This is a genomic window from Muricoprocola aceti (assembly GCF_025567005.1).
Lineage (GTDB): Bacteria > Bacillota > Clostridia > Lachnospirales > Lachnospiraceae > Marvinbryantia > Marvinbryantia aceti.
Genome location: NZ_JAOQKE010000006.1, coordinates 54145 through 74162, shown reverse-complemented (window position 1 = coordinate 74162; position 20018 = coordinate 54145). Strand labels below are relative to the sequence as shown.

Sequence of the window (20018 nt, the reverse complement as noted above, 5' to 3'; positions counted from 1 at the left end):
AATTGTGCAAAGGATGGGGTGAGTAAAATAACAGATAAAAAGGTATACTATCATCTTCCAGGATTATTTGAATTTTATGAACTTTATCGAGTCTTTCTGCCAGTATTCCGAGAGCACAGGGAATATTTTTATGACTGGTGCGAGATTGGGTCGATATACGGAGCACCATCTGACTGTATCTGGGGTGGAGGACGTACCTCGTTTGGAGATGCAGATCCACAAAAAGTGCTGGCATTAATGCAGGAATATAAGATATCTGCCAGCCTGACATTCAGCAATTCACTTTTGAGGAAGGAACATCTGCAGGATCGGAAATGCAATGCATTATGTGAATTGTTTGAAAAACAAATGGAAGTAGAAAATGGAGTGATTCTTCATTCTGAGTTGCTGTTGAATTATTTGCAGAATACCTATCCGAACTTTTATTTTGTCTCTTCGACAACAAAAGTTCTGACTGATTTCCAACGGCTTCTGGAGGAAGTGAATCGGGAAGAATTTCGCTATGTTGTACCGGATTTTCGCCTGAACAAAATGTTTGACAAATTGAATCCGATGAGTGACAGTCAGAAAGAAAAAGTGGAATTTCTGTGTAATGAATGCTGCTGGTTTGGATGCAAAGACAGAAAAGCCTGTTATGAATCTGTCAGCCGGAAAAATCTGGGAGAAAGCTGCCAGGAACATGATTGCCATGCACCTGGGGCAGAAGGCGGATATCTGTTTTCCAAAGCACTGACGAATCCGGGATTTATCAGTGCGACAGACATCAAAGATGTGTATCAGCCAATGGGATTTTCTAATTTTAAGATCGAAGGCCGGGGACTTGGAAGCGCACTGATTCTGGAATTCCTGTTATATTATATGACCAGACCGGAATATCAGATACACGTCAGGGAAAAAATCTACCTGGATAATATGCTGGATCTTTTTTAAAGCAATGGGAGGAGAACTGAATATGGATTTTTCAGAAGTAATAAAAAACAGATATTCCTGTAAAAAATTCAGTGACAGGAAAGTAGAAAAGGAAAAACTGGATAAGATTTTGGAAGCAGGACGTGTTGCTCCCACAGCAAAAAATCTTCAGGAACAGCATATTTATGTGGTACAGTCCGAGAACGGATTAGCTGCCATTGATAAAGTGACACCTTGTCGATACGGTGCACCGGTGGTTTTAGTGGTATCTTATAATAAAAACAATGTATTTACTTATCCGGGTGAAAAAAGAGATTCAGGAATCGAGGATGCCAGCATTGTAGCAACACATATGCTGCTGGCAGCCTATAATGAAGGCGTTGACAGCTGCTGGATTAATTTCTTTAATCCAGATGAACTGGCACAGGCACTTAATCTTCCAGAAGACGAAGAAGTCCTGATGTTGCTGGATCTTGGAATTGCAGTAGAAGGAACAAAAGTACTTCCAAATCATAACAGCAGAAAAGAGCTGACAGAAACAGTAACCTATATGTAATAAAAAGTTCACCTTCAGGCAATGATCTACCAAAAGAACAGCCTGAAGGTGATTTTATATTCGAAAGTGGCTGTAAAGGCTATTTCGAGCCTAGGTGGTTCTTGTCAGCAATAACGCCGATATTTTATCAGTAGTTTTTATTTTGTGATATACTGTTCTATATGATTTAAAAAATAGAGAAAAGCATGAAGTTTACTAAAAGCAAATGCCCGTACCGGATATGCAAAATGCTATTTATTTCTAATGAAAACAGAGGGCAGGGAATCCATATCCGCTGCTGTATATGTAAAAAACTTGAGGAGAGCAGCTATGAATATAAGAAGCGCACAGACTAAAGATTTATCAAGAATTGCTGAAATTTTTGTATTCAATAACAGAATCAATTATCTGCCAATATTCAAAGATGAATCCTATTCCTTCGGAGAATTGCAGGTAGTATCGTTCATAGAGCAGTATCTGAAAAGGAAAGAAGTATACCAGAACCTTTATGTATATGATGACGGACTAATCAAAGGATTCCTGCAAATGAAGGAAACAGAAATCTATAAGTTGTATATAGAACCATGTTTTCAGAGGGAAAGAATAGGTCATGAACTGATAGAATTTGCTATAAAAGAATTTGGGGCAGATCATCTGTGGACATTGGAAAAGAATGTAAAAGCAATTGCATTTTACAACAGACATGGATTTTGCTTTACAGGTCAAAGGCAATTTGAGGAAGGCACCACAGAATATGTGATAGAATTGAAGAGAGAAACATCTTAAGATAATGGAAAAATGGGTGGTGGAGAATAGAAAGATATGAAAGAAATCATTGAGAGAAGAAGTATACGAAAATATAAAAAAGATGTGACTGACAGAAAAGACATAGAAGCCATTCTGAAAGCAGGAATCTATGCGCCATCCCCATATCTGGGAATCGATACAGACCGCAGAGTATCCGAGATCTGTGATACATTATCCATTGGTGCTTCTGTTCAAAATATCTTATTGACAGCAACAGAACTGGGCTATGGTACTCTTTGGATTGCCAATACCTGCTTTGCATACAATGAACTGGTTGAGCTTACCGGGATGAAAGGGCAGCTGGTGGGAGCAATTTCTCTTGGAGCCGCGGCTGAAGCACCGATGCAGAGATCAAGAAAAGATTTCACAGAAGTGGTGGAATTTTGTTAATCGAAAACGATATCAGTAGTCGAACACTGGCTGGCCGTATGGAGAAGATTACTTCTCCATACGTTTCAGTTCCGGCAGTACAGTGCACAGCATGGTGATAAAGCAGAGGCTTCCTCCGATGACGTTGGATACTGGTTCAGCCAGGAATACACCTCTGGTTCCCATGTGCAGTGCATATGGCATCAGATAGGTGAGCGGTACCACAATAAAGACTTTACGAAGCAGGGAGAAGAAGATCGCCTGCTTTTTTTTGTTCAGAGATTTGAATACAGTCTGGCCGATATACTGCAGATCCATAAAAATAAAGGCTGCAAAATACTGATTCAGTGCTGGAATAGTGTCCTGAACCAGAGAAGTATCTGAAGTAAAGATGCGAATCAGAGTACCCGGAACCAGGATGATCAGACTCCACATCACAGCTGTATAAGCAAGGATCATCATGCCGAGAACCAAGATGGCCTTCCGCACCCGGGCTGGACGGACAGCACCGTAGTTGTAACTTAAGATAGGGGAAGTTCCTTCATTCATAGCATAGATTGGTGTCTCGACCAGCTGGCGTACACTGGATACAATTGTCATGACAGAAATGTAGATATCACCACCGGTAACGGAAAGCACGTTATTACAGCAGATCGTTACCAGGCTGTTGGTAATCTGCATGATAAATCCGGCAGTTCCCAGACTGGTGATATTTTTAGCATAGTTGATACACTTGGGAATCTCATCCTTGTGAAGCAACCGTACTTTAAGTTCTGATTTTTTCGTAAGGAAATAAAGGACAAAGACGGCGGACAGAACCTGCGAGATCACAGTAGCAATAGCCGCACCGCGAATGCCAAATCCCAGAACGAAAATAAACAGCGGGTCCAGAAGCAGATTTGCTACGGCACCGATAGCCACAGAGATCATACCGATGACAGAATAGCCCTGCGCATTAATAAAAGGATTCATACCTACGGACAACATGGATGGAAGTGTGCCGATCAGGTAAACCATCAGATATGGCAGAGCATAAGTCAGGGCTTCTGAAGATGCACCGAACAAGATCAAAAGCGGGCGGGCAAAACACAGACCAGTCAGCATCAGGATCAGAGCACTGGCAGACAACATGGTGAAGGAAGTATTCATAATGCAGACTGCTTCCGGTTCTTTCTTTTTTCCTCTGTAAATAGAAAACAATGGAGCACCGCCGCTTCCAAACAGATTGGCAAAGGCGGTGATAATGACGATCAGTGGAAAACACAGACCGACAGCACCAAGGGCAGCCGTTCCCTCGCCAGGGATACGTGCAATGTAGATACGATCCACCACGTTATACAAGAGATTTAAAAGCTGGGCCACCAGCATGGGAAGACCAGCCCCCAAAATATTTCCAGTTATGGTTCCATTTTCAAAATCAATTCGTTTCATATAAATCATTCCTTTTTCTTTTCTTGCGCTGTTAGTATAGCAAGTGTTATGCTAGATGTAAATTACTGATTATATACAGTGATTCAATAAAAGGAATAATAGTTGACTTTTCTTACAATCAGGTGTAAAGTACCTGTTAGGTCTGGTGTCTTGTCAACCAAAATGACAGATGCCAAATAAATAAAGACCGTGTGAAAGTGCAAGTTGTACAAACGGAAAGGGAAAGTAACATGGGAAAAATTTTTAAAACAAAACTGACGACAGCTACTATCGTCTTAATTCCGGCATGTATCGGAATTAACTATCTGGGAAAGTTATTTGCATCCCTCTTAAAGCTGCCACTCTGGCTGGACAGTATCGGAACCTGTATCGGAGCATGTCTTGGAGGACCGGTGATCGGGGCTATTTGTGGAGCAGCCAATAACCTGATCTATGGACTGACCACAGGGGATAACATTACATTAATCTATGCGATTACCAGCTTAGGCATTGGTCTGGTGGTAGGTATTCTTGCAAGAATGGGATTTATGAAGACATTTCCGAAGTCCTTTATATGTGCACTGGGCGGTGGTCTGGCAGCCGTATGTATCTCCACACCACTGAACATTCTGTTCTGGGGTGGCACAACCGGTAATGTATGGGGAGATGCTTTATTTGCAGCAACACAGGCATCTGGAATGGCAGTAGGACTTGGATCTTTCTTAGATGAGATCGTGGTAGATGTGCCGGATAAGATCATTACCATTATTATTGTATACCTTATTGTAAAGGGACTGCCGAAGAAACTGACAGCGTTATATGATGTAAATGCAGAGACAGAGAGATTAGATTAATGAAGAGTATCAGTTTATATGTAGAGAAAGGGTCATGGCTAAATAAGCTGCATCCGTATACCAAGTTATTATATATTCTGACAGCAATTATGATTCCATTGACAGGGGGAAAGCTTTGGCTTTTCCCTGTTATGATTGTAAGCAGTTTGATCTTACTGCTCAATGGAAGAATTATAAAGAGAGCACTGCCGCTGGTAGGGTTCTCTTTTACCTTAATTGTTGTCATATTTTTGATTCAGGGACTTTTTAATCATAACAATGAAACAGTTTTATTTTCCATCGGATGGATCACTTTTTATAAAGAGGGAACGCTTTTTGCAACCAGAATCGGCTGCAATATTCTGAATATGCTTTTGGCTTTCAGCGTGTTTGTCCTGACCACTTCTCCACAGGATCTGGTGGATGAAATGGAAAAAAGTGGATTTTCGCCGAAATTTGGATATGTGATCGATTCTGTTTTTCAAATTCTGCCGCAAATGATGGCAACAAAAGATACGATCACAGATGCTCAGAGAAGCCGTGGGTTGGAGACGGAAGGCAATCTTCTGGCCAGGATGAAGGCATTTCTGCCACTGATTTCTCCGGTAGTGATGAGCTCGCTGATCAATACAAGAGAACGTGCCATTGCACTGGATGTGCGGGGATTTGGAAGAAAGCAGAAGAAGACCTGGCTGTATGACCGGCCAAAATGCAAATGGGATCCGGTGGCCCGAGTGATTCTTATAGGGCTTATGATAATCACCATTGTCTGGAGGGTACTGTAATGGCGATGATAACGATTAAAAATCTGAAATATAAATATCCAGGCACAGACCGACTGGCACTTGATGGGATCAGTCTTTCCATTGAAAAGGGAGAGTTTATTGGAATTATCGGACAGAATGGCGCCGGGAAAAGTACACTGTGTCAGGCAATGGTAGGGCTGGTTCCACAGTTTTACCATGGAGCTTACGGCGGTGCTGTGAGGGTAAAGGAACGGCTGGCAGAGCAGGTACCAGTACAGGAATTGTGTGAAGATGTAGGACTGATCTTTCAGAATCCATTTAACCAGCTCTCCGGTGCAAGAGATACGGTCTATGGAGAAGTGGCATATGGACTTCAGAATCTGGGAATCGAACGGGAAGAGATGAAGAGCCGTATCGAAAGAGTGTTAAAGCAGTTGGATATCTGGCAGTATCGTGACCGCAATCCTTTTGACTTGTCTGGAGGACAGATGCAGAGAGTGGCAATTGCCAGTATTCTTGTGATGCAGCCTGATGTCATGATCTTAGATGAACCAACTTCCCAGCTGGATCCGGAAGGAACGGAAGAGGTATTTCGTGTGGTAGATCATCTTTCCAGGACTGGAAAGACGATCATTATGGTGGAACAGAAGCTGGAAAAGATGGCAAAATACTGTGACAGATTGATTTTGATGCAGGATGGAAAAGTAGTGGATTTTGATACACCGGAAAGGATCTTTGCAAGGGACGACTTAAACGAGATGGGGATTCAGCCGCCGGCCTTTGTACGTATCAGCAAACAATGTGGCTTATCTAATCAGGATGGTACCTATCCGGTTACTCTTGAGTCAACGATCGTATTATTTGAGCAGAAAAGCGATAAGGAAAATCTGACACAAAAGTTAAAGCCTGAAGTGAAACAGACAGTCCGAACACAAAGTTCAAAAGAGTTGTTCCAGATGGAAGATATTTCTTTTTCCTATCAGAAGCATGTCCCGGTGCTGGAGCATTTGAACCTGTCTTTCGATCAGAGAACGACAGCTATCATCGGACAAAACGGTGCAGGAAAAACCACATTAGTCCGATTATTAAAAGGTTTGCTGAAGCCGGTTTCCGGAACCGTGTATTTTGGGGGAAAAGATATTTCGAAAAAGACAGTAGCTATGCTGGCAGGAAAAGTGGGATATGTATTCCAGAATCCGGATGATCAGATCTTCAAATACAATGTGCTGGATGAAGTCATGTTTGGCCCTCTGAATATTGGAATGTCGCAGGAAGAGGCGAAAGAGAAGGCCGAGAAAGCTCTGGAGATGATGGGACTGTACGGAAAAGAAAAAGAGAATCCTTATGATCTGGAGATGTATGAGCGAAAAATGGTAGCCATTGCATCGGTAGTGGCCATGGATACTGATGTGGTGATTCTGGACGAGCCGACGATCGCACAGGACTATTCGGGAAAAAAGAGAATCGGAGATATGATTGCCAGCCTGGCTGAAAATGGAAAACTGGTGATTGCGATTCTTCATGATATGGATTTTGTAGCGGAGAACTTTGAACGGGTGATTGTTATGGCACATGGAACGATCTTGGCAGACGGAACTTCTAAGGAAGTATTCGCTCAGGATGCAATACTGAAAGAAGCCAGATTACAGAAACCATATATGACACAGTTAATGGAGAGGTTTATCGGAAAATGAATGGACGAGAAAGAAGAAATAAAATCATTCAGATGCTGTCGGAGAGCAGTGAGGCGCTTTCTGGAAAAGAACTGGCAGGAATATTAGATGTAAGCAGACAGATAATTGTACAGGATATTGCACTTTTGCGGGCACAGGATCATGAAATTCTTTCGACCAATCAGGGATATTTGCTTACAGGTGAGAAAAAGATCAGCCGGGTATTCAAAGTCGTTCACAGTGACAAAGAAGTAGAAGAGGAACTGAATCTTATTGTAGATTATGGTGGACATGTAGAAGATGTGTTTGTGTACCACAAGATTTATGGGATTGTTCGGGCAGATCTTCATATTGCAAGTCGAAATGACATCAGAGAATTTTTGGCAGATATTCAGAAGGGGCACTCTGCATTATTAAAAAATATTACGTCGGACTATCATTATCATACGGTAAATGCGCCGTCTGAAAAACTTCTGGATCTGATTCAGGAGCGCCTGGAGGAAAGAGGATTTCTGGCAGAATTAAAAGACTATGAGCCGATCAACTTCTGGGAGAAAGAGACAAAGGGAAAAGGATAACGAATGAAAAAAGTAAGTATTTTAGGAATCGGTGTGGCTACACTGGATATTTATGTCAATCAGGGGCGGATGTATCCGGGCGGAAATGAATATAATGTAGCGTGTAATGCTGCAAGCCTGGGTGCTGAAGCAGGATTCCTTGGTGTTTTTGCAAAGAATCCGGCAGGTGAGCTTCTGGAGCAGACGTTGAAAGAAAGGAATATCTGTCTTACCATGTGCCGCCATGAAGAAGGATCCAGCGGATACAGTCTGGTGGAACTGAAGGAAGATGGGGATCGCGTCTTTCTGGACTGGAATCAGGACGGGGTGACAGAACGTTATCCGATTGAATTTACCAAAGAGGAATTAGATTATATTCAAAGTTATCAGGCAGTCAGCGTGGGAAGATGTGCTTCGGTGGCAGTGGAAAAGATTCGAAAAATGAAAGAGCATGGAATTAATGTGTGCTATGATTTCCATGAAATCTATACCGAAGAAGATATCAGAGAGATTGCACCATTCCTTCGCTATGCATTCTTTTCCTGCAGTCATCTGACAGAAGAAGAAATCCGACATAATCTGAAGGTTGCGGTAGAACAGGGAGCGGGAATTGCCATAGGAACCAGAGGACCTCTGTCTGTCTTCGCCTATGACGGAAAACGGTACTATGAACAGGAAGCCTGTAAGGTGGAAGAAGTAAAAGATGCTCTGGGAGCAGGAGATTCTTTTATCGGCGCCTTTCTGGTGAACTATCTGCAGTACGATGAATGGACAGAAGAAGAACGCATCTCCTATGCATTAAAACAGGCCGTGGAGCATGCAGCATCCGTGATCCAGGTGGAAGGAAGCATCGGCGTTGGATACGATGTGGAAGCAGACCAGGTAAAAGAAATGGTCGGAATTCAGAACGAGTAAAAAAGAAGTGATGTAACTATTCAGAACCAATTGTCCCGCGAGGCGTTTTGGCATGAAAATGCCAAAATCCCGAGACAGGCAAGGCAAAATCCCATCGCCGTAGGCGATTTTCAATGGATGTTATAATAGACAATATGGGTATAGGAGGGACGGTTAATGAAGTATCGTACATTAGGAAAAACAGGACTGGAGGTAAGTGAAATTGGCTTCGGTGGTGAATGGCTGGAACGTCATCCAGAAGAGGAAGGAGTAGAACTGATTCACTATGCATCATCAAAAGGAATCAACATTCTGGACTGTTGGATGCCGGATCCGAAATCCAGAGATATTATTGGAAAAGGGATCAAAGATAACCGCAGTCAGTGGTTTATTCAGGGGCACATTGGTTCTACATGGAAGGATGGACAGTATTACCGGACAAGAGAGATGGAGTATGTACGTCCGGCATTCGAAGATCTGTTAAAAAGAATGCAGACAGATTACATAGATCTTGGCATGATTCATTATGTGGATTCTGAGGAAGAGTGGGAACAGATTCAGCATTCTGAGTATCTGGACTATGTGATGGAGTTAAAAGAAAAAGGAATCATTCATCACATCGGCATGAGCTCTCATAATCCCAAGGTGGCAAAAAAGGCGGCAGAATCCGGCTACGTAGAGATGATTCTATTCAGTATCAATCCGGCATTTGATATGCTTCCGGCCAGTGAAAATATTGATATCATGTTTGCAGATGAGTTTGACAGCGGACTGAAGGGAATCGATGCGGATCGTGCGTTACTATACCGCACCTGTGAAGAAAATCAGGTGGGAATTACCGTGATGAAGGGATTTGCCGGAGGAAGATTATTTGATGAAAAGAGATCCCCATTTGGAGTTAGCCTGACTCCGGTACAATGTATTCATTATGCATTGACTACCCCTGCAGTCTGTTCCATTATGTGCGGATATGACACGAAAGAGCAGGTAGATGCGGCAGTGGCCTATGAGAGAGCATCAGAAGCAGAGAAAGATTATGCATCTGTACTGACCAGTGCACCGCTTCATTCCTGCAGAGGTGAGTGTACCTACTGTGGACACTGCAAGCCGTGTGTGGAAAATCTGGATATAGCCATGATTAATAAATTCTATGATCTGGCAACCATGCAGCCGGAAGTGCCGGCAACGATTCAGGCACATTATGAAGCACTGGAACATAAAGCATCTGAATGTATCGTATGCCAGTCCTGTGAAACACGCTGTCCATTTGGTGTGCCGATTGCAGAACGAATGGAGAAGACGGCAAAATTATTTGGATGCTGATAGGGGAGATAATATGAATTCAATTATGGAAAGTTTATATCATAGAAAATCTGTGAGAGTCTATGAGGATAGACCTGTGTCTGATGAACTTAAAAATGAGATTTTAGATGCAGCCATGCAGGCTCCGTCAGCAGGATGTCAGCAATTGTATACAATTTTAGATATTACGGATCAGAATCTGAAAGATGCACTGGCAGAGACTTGCGATCATCAGCCATTTATCGCAAAGGCACCGATGGTACTGGTATTTTGTGCAGATTGCAAGAAATGGTATGATACTTATCTGGAAGCAGACTGCGAGCCAAGATTGCCGGGAGCAGGAGATCTGATGCTGGCGGTGACGGATGCGGTGATTGCGGCGCAGAATGCAGTGGTAGCGGCAGAAAGTCTGGGACTTGGCTCCTGCTATATTGGAGATATTATGGAGAACTGCGAAGAACAAAGGAAAATTCTTAAGTTACCGAAATATGTATTTCCAGCTGCCATGCTGGTATTTGGCTGGCCGACGCCACAGCAGAAAGAAAGGAAGAAACCGGAACGCTGCGAAATGAACTACATTGTTCATGAAAATGCATATCACAGTATGAAAGGTGAAGAAGTGCGCCAGATGTTCGCACATAAATATCAGAATCATTCTTTTGGAGAGTGGTGCCAGGCATTTTGTAACAGAAAATACAATTCCGAGTTTTCAAAAGAAATGACAAGATCAGTAAGAGAATATCTGAAACAGTTTGAGTAAAAATATGCATCAAGATCACCAATTAAAGTGGTGATCTTGATGCATAAATGATTGTGAAAAATATATGGATTACCGATAAATTAGCAATTCTGTAACACATTAAGCAGTGTAGACAGTTACGTGATGTTCTTGATAATACTTCATATAATTAGAGTTACAATCAGAATTTGTAATAACATTTGAAATTGTGTCAAGAGAGCAAAGGTGAGTAAAAGTACGTTTATCATATTTTCCCTGATTTGCTAATAAATATATTTCTTTTGTATTAGAAAGTAAATAATTATAAAGAGGAAGTTGTGCATGATTGATAATGGAATAACCATTATTTAAATCAATTCCATCGACAGTAAAAAAAGCTTTATCAAAAAATAGTTTATTTAGACTTTGTATGGTGTAATCGTCTAGTGTTTCTATGTGATTCGTACCTAAATGCACCGTTCCGCCGAGCAGGAAAGTTGTAATATGAGGCGATCTGACAAGTTCAGAAACAGCAGTGACATTAGTGGTAACTACCATAACGTTTTCAAGATTGCTATTACTTAAATGTTGACAGAGAAGATTGCAGGTAACACCTGCACCAATAAATATAGTATCATTAGATTGTATAAATTCAACAGCCTTTTGTGCAATTGAGTTTTTATACATATACTGTGGATCCTTAGCGTAACAGGAAAATATGGTACTTTGATTGTAAGATTCATTTGTCACATCAGAAAGCTCTATTCCCTGCGCACCGCCGTGTGTCCTTATAAGCAGTTTTCGGTCCGCTAAAGATTTCAAATCTCTTCTTACTGTTGCCAGGGAAGAATTAGTGAGATCACATAAATACTGTGTTGAAGCTACATGATGTTCAGTAAGATAATCTAATATTTTTTGTTCTCGTTCTATTGCTAACATATACGGTTATCCTCATTTCTATGTTTTATTCATTAATTATATTGAATATTGAGAAGACTTTTCGATTTTAACAAGTCCGCTAGTGCTGAAGCGTGAAACTTGTTTGAGTGCTTTTATTTCAGTACATAGTTATAGCTTAGGGCTTATAAAGTGCCAATGTTGAGTACCATGTCAATTTCATCTGAATCATCTTCAATAACATCTTTTGTTTCAAAAATTTTAGTTGCACTAAGATTATTTCTGTTCAGAAAACCAATTACCCAATACAATACAGATTTCCAGACGATCACCCAGATAATCTTTAGCGTGTCTTACATAACAAGACGGAATGTATATCGATGCAGTTATGATAAATGAGAACAGCATCGATAAGTGAGTGAATTTGTTCCCATGTAGAAATTTGTGCCAGAAGAGTGTGATCTATGTTAGATAAAATTCAGAATGTGTCATAAAAATCTTCTGATATTGTGTTTATAAGATGATTATATGTAATAATCTTTAAAATGTCAATATAAATGATTGAAAATGATCGAAAATGTGATTAAAAATACTCAAAAAAGAATAAAAATGTGTTGAAAAAACAAAAAACATATGTTAATATACATTTAACGAAAGAAAAAACAACAAACAATCAAAAACAATCAACCATCTTTCGTGTAATTGGGGAATAGGAAAAGGAGGAACAAAAAATGAACAAGAAGGTTATGTTAATTATGGGAACAGGGTTATTAGTTGCAGGAATGCTTGGCGGAGTATCTGTTCAGGCGGAAGATGCAAAGTCGATTGGTTTTGCTCTTAGAACAGCAAATGGTTCTTATTATGCATCTATCGGAGATATTGTAAAATCTACTTGCGATGAACTGGGATGGGAATGTACGGTACTTGATGCTAATAATGATACAACAAAGGAATTGGAAAATATGGAAACTTTAGTAGCGTCAGGTGTTGATTTGATCTTTCTTGATTGCGTAGATCCAAGCGCGGCTACAGCCAGTCAGAGGGCAGCATATGATGCAGGTATCCCGGTAATTAATCTTGACTCAGGTGTAGATGATATGAGTATGCAGGTTACGACTGTTTATTCAGACAATGAACAGAATGGTCTGGTTGTCGGAAAATATTATGCAGAAACATTAGATCCTGATTATGAAATAAGCGCTATTCTGTTAAGTGGAAATACTGGTTCTATTGCTGGAAAACAAAGAAGAGATGGTCTGATGGCAGGTATTATTATGCAGCGTACAGGATGTACTGAAGAAGAGGCCTGGGCAGCGGCAGAAGAGATGGAAAACTCTATTGTAAGTTCAGGTAAGGCAGAAAATGAAGATGCAAAATTTACAATTACAGGACAGGGTTGGGGTAACTGGACAATTGATGAGGGGCTGGTTGCTGCTGAAGATTTGATAACGGCAAATCCAGATGTTAATCTTGTATTAGCTGAGAACGATCCTATGCTGATTGGTGCTTTGACAGCATTAGATAATGCTGGTATTACATATGGAGAAGAAGGAACTGTAAAATTAATTAGCGCAGCAGATGGAAGCAAAGATGGATACGATGCTATTAAAGAAGGAAAAATTATGGCAATTGGAGAAAACAGCCCGGCTAAAATTGCTGAGTTGGGAATGGAAATTGCACAGGATATTCTCGTTGATGGAACAGATCCGGAAAGCTATGAGGATATTACGATGACACCGGCAGCAGCAGTTACGAAAGAAAATGTAGAAGAACATTACGAATATGGCTTCTAAGTATAAAGGAATAAGCAATCTGTAATGAGATTGTGATAAAGAAGGCAAGTTTTGGTGTCATAAAATATGGGTGATGTCAAAACTTGCCATAATTTTTAGTGTTTTAGTGAATCAAAGGGGTGGTTAGATGGAGAAAAGATCATATCGTTTGGAGATGCAAGGAATAAGTAAGAGATTTGGTGGAACCTGTGCATTAAATAACGTAAGCATAAAAGTGAAACCAGGAGAAATCCATGCATTGATTGGGGAAAATGGGGCAGGAAAATCAACATTGATTAAAATATTATCAGGGGCATATATAAAAGACGAAGGAGAAATTTTTATTAATGGAGATCCAGTCGATATAACAACGCCGTTGGCTGCAAAAAAACTTGGGGTAGCAGTTATATATCAGGAATTTATGCTGGCACCAGATCTGAGCGTGGCGGAAAATATATTTATTGATAGACTGGCAGAAAATGGAAGATTTATTAATTGGAAAAAAATGCGCAGTGACGCTGAACATATATTAAAAGAATTAGGCTTTGATAATATTAATCCTGAAGATAAAGTAGGAAAGCTGAGTGTAGCACATCAGCAGATTGTCGAGATATGTAAATGTTTAAATCGAAACGCTCAAATCTTGGTGCTGGATGAACCAACAGCTGTGTTGACAGTCGCAGAAATACAACGATTTTTCAAACTGATTCGTTTGTTAAAAGAGAAAAATGTAAGTATCATTTTTGTTTCACATCACATGAATGAAATATTTGAATTGTGTGATACTTTCACAGTGCTAAAAGATGGACAATATGTAAATAGTGGAGTGGTAAAAGAGGTTACAAATACCCAGCTGATTCAGATGATGATTGGTCGGGAATTGACACAAATGTTTCCGCAAAGAAAAGCAGAGATTGGAGATTGTGTACTGGAAGTAAAAAATCTTAACGCTGGAAACAAAGTGAAAAATGTTAGTTTCATGGTAAGAGCAGGGGAAGTATTGGGATTTTCAGGGCTAGTAGGTTCAGGGAGAACAGAAACCATGCGTGCAATCATGGGCGCTGATAAAATGGAAAGCGGAAATATATTTTTTATGGGAAAAGAGGTACATTTTAGAGAACCCAAAGAAGCTGTAGATGCAGGCATAGGATACTTATCTGAGAATCGAAAAACATTGGGATTGTTAGTAAATCAGAGCATACGAGTTAATACGACAATTGCGTCGATGAAAAAAAATACAAAGAGAGGTTTTCTGAATCATAAAAAAGAAAAAAAATATGTAACAGATCTTTTGGCGAAAATTTCAACAAAATATGGATCAATTGAGGATAATGTCAATAGTTTAAGTGGTGGAAATCAGCAAAAAATAAGTTTTGCAAAATGGATATCAGCGGACTGCCAATGTATTATTTTTGATGAACCGACCAGAGGAGTGGATGTCGGAGCAAAAGTGGAAATATATGAGATTATTAATAAACTGGCAGAACAGGGTGTTGCAGTTATAATTGTTTCATCAGAAATGACAGAGATTATTGGAATATGCGATCGGACAATGATTATGGCTCAGGGAAGAGTGACAGGTGAACTTGGAAAAGAAGAATTAAATGAAGCGGCCATTATAAAAATGGCAATGAAGGAAGGATAGAATTATGAACAATAAAAACAAAATTGGTAAATTTATCTTAGATAATAATACTTATGTAATATTTTTGGCACTGTTTTTTATTTGCTGTGTCATTTCTGATAAGTTTTTTTCAGTTTTAAATTTAAGAAATATTGTATTACAGCAGTCAGCATCTATATTAGTGGCAGTAGGTATGCTGATGGTTATTTTAACAGGAGGAATTGATCTATCTGTAGGGTCCGTGATGGCGGTAGGTTCTTCTTTGACTGCAATTTTATGCACTAAATTTCAGATTCCATGGGGAGCTGCAATTATGGTTGCTTTGATATTTGGACTACTTATGGGAACCTTTACAGGTATTTTAGTAGCATACTTGAATTTTCAGGGATTTGTTGCTTCATTGGCAGTTATGACGATAGCAAGAGGAGTTGCTTATACAATTACTAATGCAACTCCGGTTAATTTACCGTCAGAAACATTGAATACGTTGACATCGAAATCATTAGGGTATCCAATTATCTGGATTATGCTTATTGTTGTAATTATTTTTGTAGTTATTGAGAAATATACAGCATATGGAAGACTTGTTATAGCAATTGGAAGTAATAGTGAAGCTGTAAAATTATCTGGAATTCGTGTAAAAAGATATTTAATGTCTGTATATATGTTAAGTGCATGTTTATCAACCTTAGCAGGAATTTTTGTAGCAGCCAGATCAAACGTGGGTAATTCAACTATCGGGGAAGGCCAGGAATTAGATGCAATAGCAGCTTGTGTAATTGGAGGCGCAAGTCTCGCTGGTGGAAAAGGTTCAGTAACCAAAGCGGTTGTAGGAGCTTTGACGTTGGCATTGATTGGTAATATTATGAATCTTTTGGCAGTACCAGCATATCCACAGAGAATTATTAAAGGTTTTATTATTATCGCAGCTGTATTATTACAGGTATTAACAGATAAAGAATAAAAATAAGAAGATGAAAGGAAATGGTAGAGATATGAAAGCGGCAAGATTCTATGAAAGAGGAAAAATTGTTATCGATGAGATTAGTGTTAAAGAACCTGAAGAGTATGAGGTGCTGATTAAAATACGATATTGTGGTGTTTGTGGGACGGATGTACATATATTTAATGGAGAAAAAGGGTCTGCAAAGGTGAATCCTCCTGTGATTTTAGGACATGAATTATCAGGGGATGTAGAAAAGGTGGGAAGTAAAGTATCAGGAATAAAACCAGGAGATCGTGTATCAGTAGATCCAAATACATATTGCGGAAAATGTTACTTCTGTGCAAATGGAAAGAAACATCTGTGCACAGATATGAAGGGACTTGGGACTGCGGTAGATGGTGCATTTGCAGAATATATCACTGTACCGGAAGAGAGCGTATATCCTATTGCGGAAAATGTTAGTTATGAAGAGGCGGCAATGACAGAACCAATTTCATGTTGTTTGCATGGGTTTGATCTGACCGATGTGAAAATGGGAGACACTGTCATGGTGGTGGGAACTGGTAACATAGGTCTCATAATGGTACAGTTGGCCAGAAATGCCGGAGCGGATAAAATTATTGCAGTAGAACCAAATGAAACAAGAAGAAAAAAAGCTCTTGAATTAGGGGCAAGTTTTGGGATTGATCCGCTTCATGATAATACCGAGGAGATATTAAAGGAACATAAAATTGTGAATATTGACAAGGTAATAGATTGCGCAGGGCGTATATCAACGGCAGAATATGCAGTACGCTATGCAGGAAAAGGTGCAATAGTTATGCTTTTTGGTTTAACCGGACCAGATGATGCAATGAATTTAAAACCATTTGAGGTATTTCAGAAAGAATTGACTATAAAAGGATCTTTTGTTAATCCGGATACTTTTGAAAGAGCAGGAAGGCTTCTTGGAACAGGTGCAATAAAAGCAGACAAAATTATTTCAGATATCATTCCTTTAGGTGATATTCAAAGAGTATTTGAAGAACGATTATATGCAAAAGATGGAAAAGTTCTGATTAAATGTGATTAGGAGGATAAAAATATGCAGGAAAGTGGAAAGTTTACAAGAGGGTGGTGTTCACCAGAAAGATACATACAGGGGCCTGGAGAGTTTAATAATATCAAAAATTATACAGATTTATTTGGTACAAAGATTATATTTTTTATAGATGATTTCCTTTATGATAAATATGAAAGAAAACTAAATGAGATATATAAGAGCGAAAAGTACAATTTACGAATATTAAAATTTAAAGGAGAAGTTACCAGACAAAAAATTCAAAAGCATGTGGAATGTGAAGCAGCATTTCTTCCAGACATGGTAATTGGAATAGGTGGGGGAAAAACGATAGATGTTGCAAAAGCAGTTGGAGTTGGTCTTGGAAAACCATTTATTATTATTCCTACAATTGCGGCGACTGACGCACCGTCGAGTTCTTTATCGGTTATATACCGTGAAGATGGTGGACATGAAGGAGAGATTTTTTATAATCATAGTCCAAGCTTATTGATTGTAGATAGTAAAATCATTGCAGATGCACCAGTAAGATTTCTGGTATCAGGAATGGGCGATGCGCTGGCAACATTGATTGAGGCTGAGGCAACACAAAAGGCAAATGTTCCTAATCTTGTTTATCACAAAATGGGTGGATATAGACAGACTCTGGCAGGACGCGCAATTGCCAGAGCATGTTACAAATCACTGATGAAAAATGGAGTAATGGCGAAAGAAGCATGTGAAAAGCATGTAGTGACAGAGGCATTGGAAAATATTATAGAGACTAATATTTTATTAAGTGGTCTGGGATTTGAGAATAACGCTACAGCGGGAGCGCATTCTATAAATGATGGGATTACTTCACTTACAGAGGGAAATAGAACAATGCATGGGGAAAAGGTCGTCTTTGGATGTATTGTGCAGCTAGTGGCAGAAAATGCACCAGAGGAACAACTAGAGGAGGTAATTGATTTTTGTTTAAGAGTTGGATTACCGGTTTGCCTGGAAGATCTTTATGTAGAAAATACAGAAGAGAATATATGTAAGATTGCAGAAGCTTCGATGCATAGTTGCTGGGAAAATATGCCATTTGATGTGAACAAAGAAAGTATTTGTGCAGCAATTACTGTGGCAGATACTTATGGGAGAAATAAAAAGAGCGAATACGGTAAAAAGAATTGATTCTTTTGGGGGGCACCATATGAAATTTAACAAAAAAGAAACAGATCAGTTGGCAGTTCAGATTAGAAAAAATATTCTTAGAGCGATAGCATCTAAAGGAAGTGGACATGTTGGGGGATCACTTTCAATAGCAGATACGTTGGCTGTGCTATACCAAAATATTATGAATATTGATCCTTCTGATCCTAAAAAAGAAGATAGAGATTATATAGTAATGTCGAAAGGACATTGTGGGCCTGCAATGTATGCAGTCTTAGCTGCAAAAGGATTTTTTAAGGAAGAAGTACTTGATACACTAAATCAGAATAATACGATATTACCGAGTCATACAGATAGAAATAAAACACCAGGGGTAGATGTAACGACCGGGTCTCTGGGGCAGGGGGCGTCCTTGGCATCAGGAGTAGCATTTGCGGATAAAATAAATGGAAATTCTGCTCATACATTTCTTATATTAGGAGATGGGGAACTTGATGAAGGACAAGTATGGGAATCTATGTTATTTACAGCACATCAAAATTTGGTAAATCTTGTTACAATTGTAGATGTAAATGGAAAACAATTGGATGGGACAACGGATAAAGTATGTAGTCTTGGAAATATAGAAAAAAAGTTTGAAGCTTTTGGTTACCATGTTATTTCAGTAGCGAATGGAAATGATACAGAAAAAGTATATATGGCTTTGCAAGAAGCTGTACAGGAGAAAGGCAAACCTCCGGTAGTCATTCTTCATACAGTAAAAGGGGCGGGAGTTACAACATATGAAAGAATGGAAAATTGTCATTCGACTACAGTGAAAAAAGAAGATTTGCCAATGTTTTATAAAGAACTTGAAGAAAGATAGGTGAAGAACATGACTGAGTTGAGAAAAGTATTTGCCAATACTATGAACAAAATGATGACAGATGATTCAGAAGTTGTTTATCTTGAAGCAGATCTGGCTGGAGCAATAGGCACGGTGCAGTTATTGGAACAGTTTCCCAACCAAGCATTTGATTTGGGAATAATGGAAGCTAATATGGTAGGAGTTGGAGCAGGCATGTCATTAAAGGGAAAAATTCCCTTTGTCCATAGTTTTGGTACATTTGCATCAAGAAGATGTGCGGATCAGACATTTATGGCTGGATGCTACAATAAAGCAAATATCAAAATCGTAGGATCAGATCCGGGAATTTCAGCAGAAGCAAATGGTGGAACCCATATGCCATTTGAGGATATTGGAATTTATCGTTCCTATCCGGAAATGACGATATTGGATGTTGCAGAACCTTATTTATTGGAACAGGTATTGCATCAGATGAAGAACAATTATGGAACTATGTATATTCGATTTCCTAGAAAGGACAAAGAAACATATTATACCGGAACGGAAGAGATAAAAATTGGAAAAGGAAATACTTTAAAAGAAGGAACGGAAGCAACGATTATTGCATCGGGCATAGAAGTAAAAGCAGCTTTAGAAGCAGCAGAAGAATTGGAAAAAGAAAATATATCTGTTAGAGTAGTTGATATGTTTACGATAAAACCATTGGACAAAGAACTAGTTTTAAAATGTGCAAGAGAAACAGGTGCTATTGTAACTGCTGAGAATCATAATAAGCAGGGCGGGCTTGGTTCTGCAGTTGCAGAAGTGCTTGCAGAAGAAGCAAGGGTGCCATTTAGAAGAATAGGCGTTCCAGATTGTTTCGGCGAAGTTGGAAGCAGAAAATATCTTGCTGAGAAATTTGGACTTACTGCAAAAGATATAGTGGAGAGAGTAAAACAGGTTATCAACGAAAAGAAAAATAGTGACAGGAAAATGTGAT

Annotated in this window: 20 protein-coding genes; 18 read left to right on the top strand and 2 right to left on the bottom strand. The window is 39.5% G+C overall.

Annotated elements, in window-relative coordinates; genetic code table 11:
- The first annotated feature begins 18 nt into the window (after positions 1-18).
- From OCV47_RS07410 to OCV47_RS07395, 4 genes are all read left to right on the top strand, one after another.
- Positions 19-930 carry a hypothetical protein gene (locus OCV47_RS07410; protein WP_331481268.1) on the top strand — a complete coding sequence of 304 codons (912 nt, stop codon included), beginning with the start codon at positions 19-21 and terminating at the stop codon, positions 928-930.
- A gap of 22 nt (positions 931-952) precedes the next feature.
- Positions 953-1465, top strand: a complete 513-nt coding sequence (locus OCV47_RS07405; RefSeq protein WP_262654544.1) for a nitroreductase family protein — start codon at positions 953-955, stop codon at positions 1463-1465.
- Positions 1466-1774: 309 nt separating this feature from the next.
- Complete coding sequence (locus tag OCV47_RS07400; protein WP_262654543.1) at positions 1775-2230, top strand: GNAT family N-acetyltransferase; 456 nt, start codon at positions 1775-1777, stop codon at positions 2228-2230.
- A 36-nt stretch (positions 2231-2266) separates the two neighbouring features.
- Positions 2267-2641 carry a nitroreductase family protein gene (locus OCV47_RS07395; protein WP_262654542.1) on the top strand — a complete coding sequence of 125 codons (375 nt, stop codon included), beginning with the start codon at positions 2267-2269 and terminating at the stop codon, positions 2639-2641.
- Between the two features lie 48 nt (positions 2642-2689).
- Here OCV47_RS07395 and OCV47_RS07390 read toward each other — a convergent pair whose 3' ends face one another.
- Positions 2690-4051 carry an MATE family efflux transporter gene (locus OCV47_RS07390; RefSeq protein WP_262654541.1) on the bottom strand — a complete coding sequence of 454 codons (1362 nt, stop codon included), beginning with the start codon at positions 4049-4051 and terminating at the stop codon, positions 2690-2692.
- A 230-nt stretch (positions 4052-4281) separates the two neighbouring features.
- Here OCV47_RS07390 and OCV47_RS07385 point away from each other — a divergent pair, with 230 nt between their 5' ends.
- The 7 genes from OCV47_RS07385 (at position 4282) to OCV47_RS07355 (ending at position 10795) form a co-directional block, all read left to right on the top strand.
- The gene (locus OCV47_RS07385) at positions 4282-4884 is read left to right on the top strand and encodes an ECF transporter S component (RefSeq protein ID WP_117448163.1); all 603 of its coding nucleotides are present in this window, start codon (positions 4282-4284) and stop codon (positions 4882-4884) included.
- Positions 4884-5648, top strand: a complete 765-nt coding sequence (locus OCV47_RS07380) for an energy-coupling factor transporter transmembrane component T family protein (RefSeq protein ID WP_262654540.1) — start codon at positions 4884-4886, stop codon at positions 5646-5648. The genes OCV47_RS07385 and OCV47_RS07380 overlap by 1 nt, the downstream gene beginning before the upstream one ends.
- Positions 5648-7303 (top strand): ABC transporter ATP-binding protein, encoded by a 1656-nt coding sequence (locus OCV47_RS07375; RefSeq protein WP_262654539.1) that lies wholly within the window; start codon positions 5648-5650, stop codon positions 7301-7303. Before OCV47_RS07380 ends, OCV47_RS07375 begins: the two co-directional genes overlap by 1 nt.
- Positions 7300-7860: a transcription repressor NadR gene (locus OCV47_RS07370; protein WP_262654538.1), complete on the top strand. Its 561-nt coding sequence runs from the start codon at positions 7300-7302 to the stop codon at positions 7858-7860. The genes OCV47_RS07375 and OCV47_RS07370 overlap by 4 nt, the downstream gene beginning before the upstream one ends.
- Before the next feature lie 3 nt (positions 7861-7863).
- Positions 7864-8754: a PfkB family carbohydrate kinase gene (locus OCV47_RS07365; RefSeq protein WP_262654537.1), complete on the top strand. Its 891-nt coding sequence runs from the start codon at positions 7864-7866 to the stop codon at positions 8752-8754.
- A gap of 156 nt (positions 8755-8910) precedes the next feature.
- A complete protein-coding gene (locus OCV47_RS07360) occupies positions 8911-10056 on the top strand; it encodes an aldo/keto reductase (RefSeq protein WP_262654536.1) in 1146 nt (381 codons plus the stop codon).
- 13 nt (positions 10057-10069) lie between these two features.
- Complete coding sequence (locus OCV47_RS07355) at positions 10070-10795, top strand: nitroreductase family protein (RefSeq protein WP_262654535.1); 726 nt, start codon at positions 10070-10072, stop codon at positions 10793-10795.
- A 99-nt stretch (positions 10796-10894) separates the two neighbouring features.
- Here the strand turns inward: OCV47_RS07355 and OCV47_RS07350 are convergent, their stop codons facing one another.
- Positions 10895-11692 carry a DeoR/GlpR family DNA-binding transcription regulator gene (locus OCV47_RS07350; RefSeq protein WP_262654534.1) on the bottom strand — a complete coding sequence of 266 codons (798 nt, stop codon included), beginning with the start codon at positions 11690-11692 and terminating at the stop codon, positions 10895-10897.
- Positions 11693-12381: 689 nt separating this feature from the next.
- Between OCV47_RS07350 and OCV47_RS07345 the strand changes: the two genes are divergently transcribed.
- The 7 genes from OCV47_RS07345 to OCV47_RS07315 all read left to right on the top strand — a co-directional run bounded on the left by OCV47_RS07345 (position 12382) and on the right by OCV47_RS07315 (position 20017).
- On the top strand, positions 12382-13443 hold the full coding sequence (locus tag OCV47_RS07345) for a substrate-binding domain-containing protein (protein WP_262654533.1): 1062 nt from the start codon (positions 12382-12384) through the stop codon (positions 13441-13443).
- Between the two features lie 127 nt (positions 13444-13570).
- Positions 13571-15067, top strand: coding sequence for a sugar ABC transporter ATP-binding protein (locus OCV47_RS07340; RefSeq protein WP_262654532.1), 1497 nt, complete (start codon positions 13571-13573; stop codon positions 15065-15067).
- 4 nt (positions 15068-15071) lie between these two features.
- Positions 15072-16010, top strand: a complete 939-nt coding sequence (locus OCV47_RS07335) for an ABC transporter permease (protein WP_117448173.1) — start codon at positions 15072-15074, stop codon at positions 16008-16010.
- A gap of 31 nt (positions 16011-16041) precedes the next feature.
- Positions 16042-17064 (top strand): zinc-dependent alcohol dehydrogenase family protein, encoded by a 1023-nt coding sequence (locus OCV47_RS07330; RefSeq protein WP_262654531.1) that lies wholly within the window; start codon positions 16042-16044, stop codon positions 17062-17064.
- Positions 17065-17076: 12 nt separating this feature from the next.
- A complete protein-coding gene (locus tag OCV47_RS07325; RefSeq protein WP_262654530.1) occupies positions 17077-18213 on the top strand; it encodes a glycerol dehydrogenase in 1137 nt (378 codons plus the stop codon).
- Positions 18173-19057 (top strand): transketolase, encoded by an 885-nt coding sequence (locus OCV47_RS07320; protein WP_262654529.1) that lies wholly within the window; start codon positions 18173-18175, stop codon positions 19055-19057. Before OCV47_RS07325 ends, OCV47_RS07320 begins: the two co-directional genes overlap by 41 nt.
- 9 nt (positions 19058-19066) lie before the next feature.
- Entirely contained in the window at positions 19067-20017 is a 951-nt protein-coding gene (locus OCV47_RS07315; RefSeq protein WP_117448176.1) for a transketolase family protein, read from the top strand.
- Position 20018: the final 1 nt, after the last annotated feature.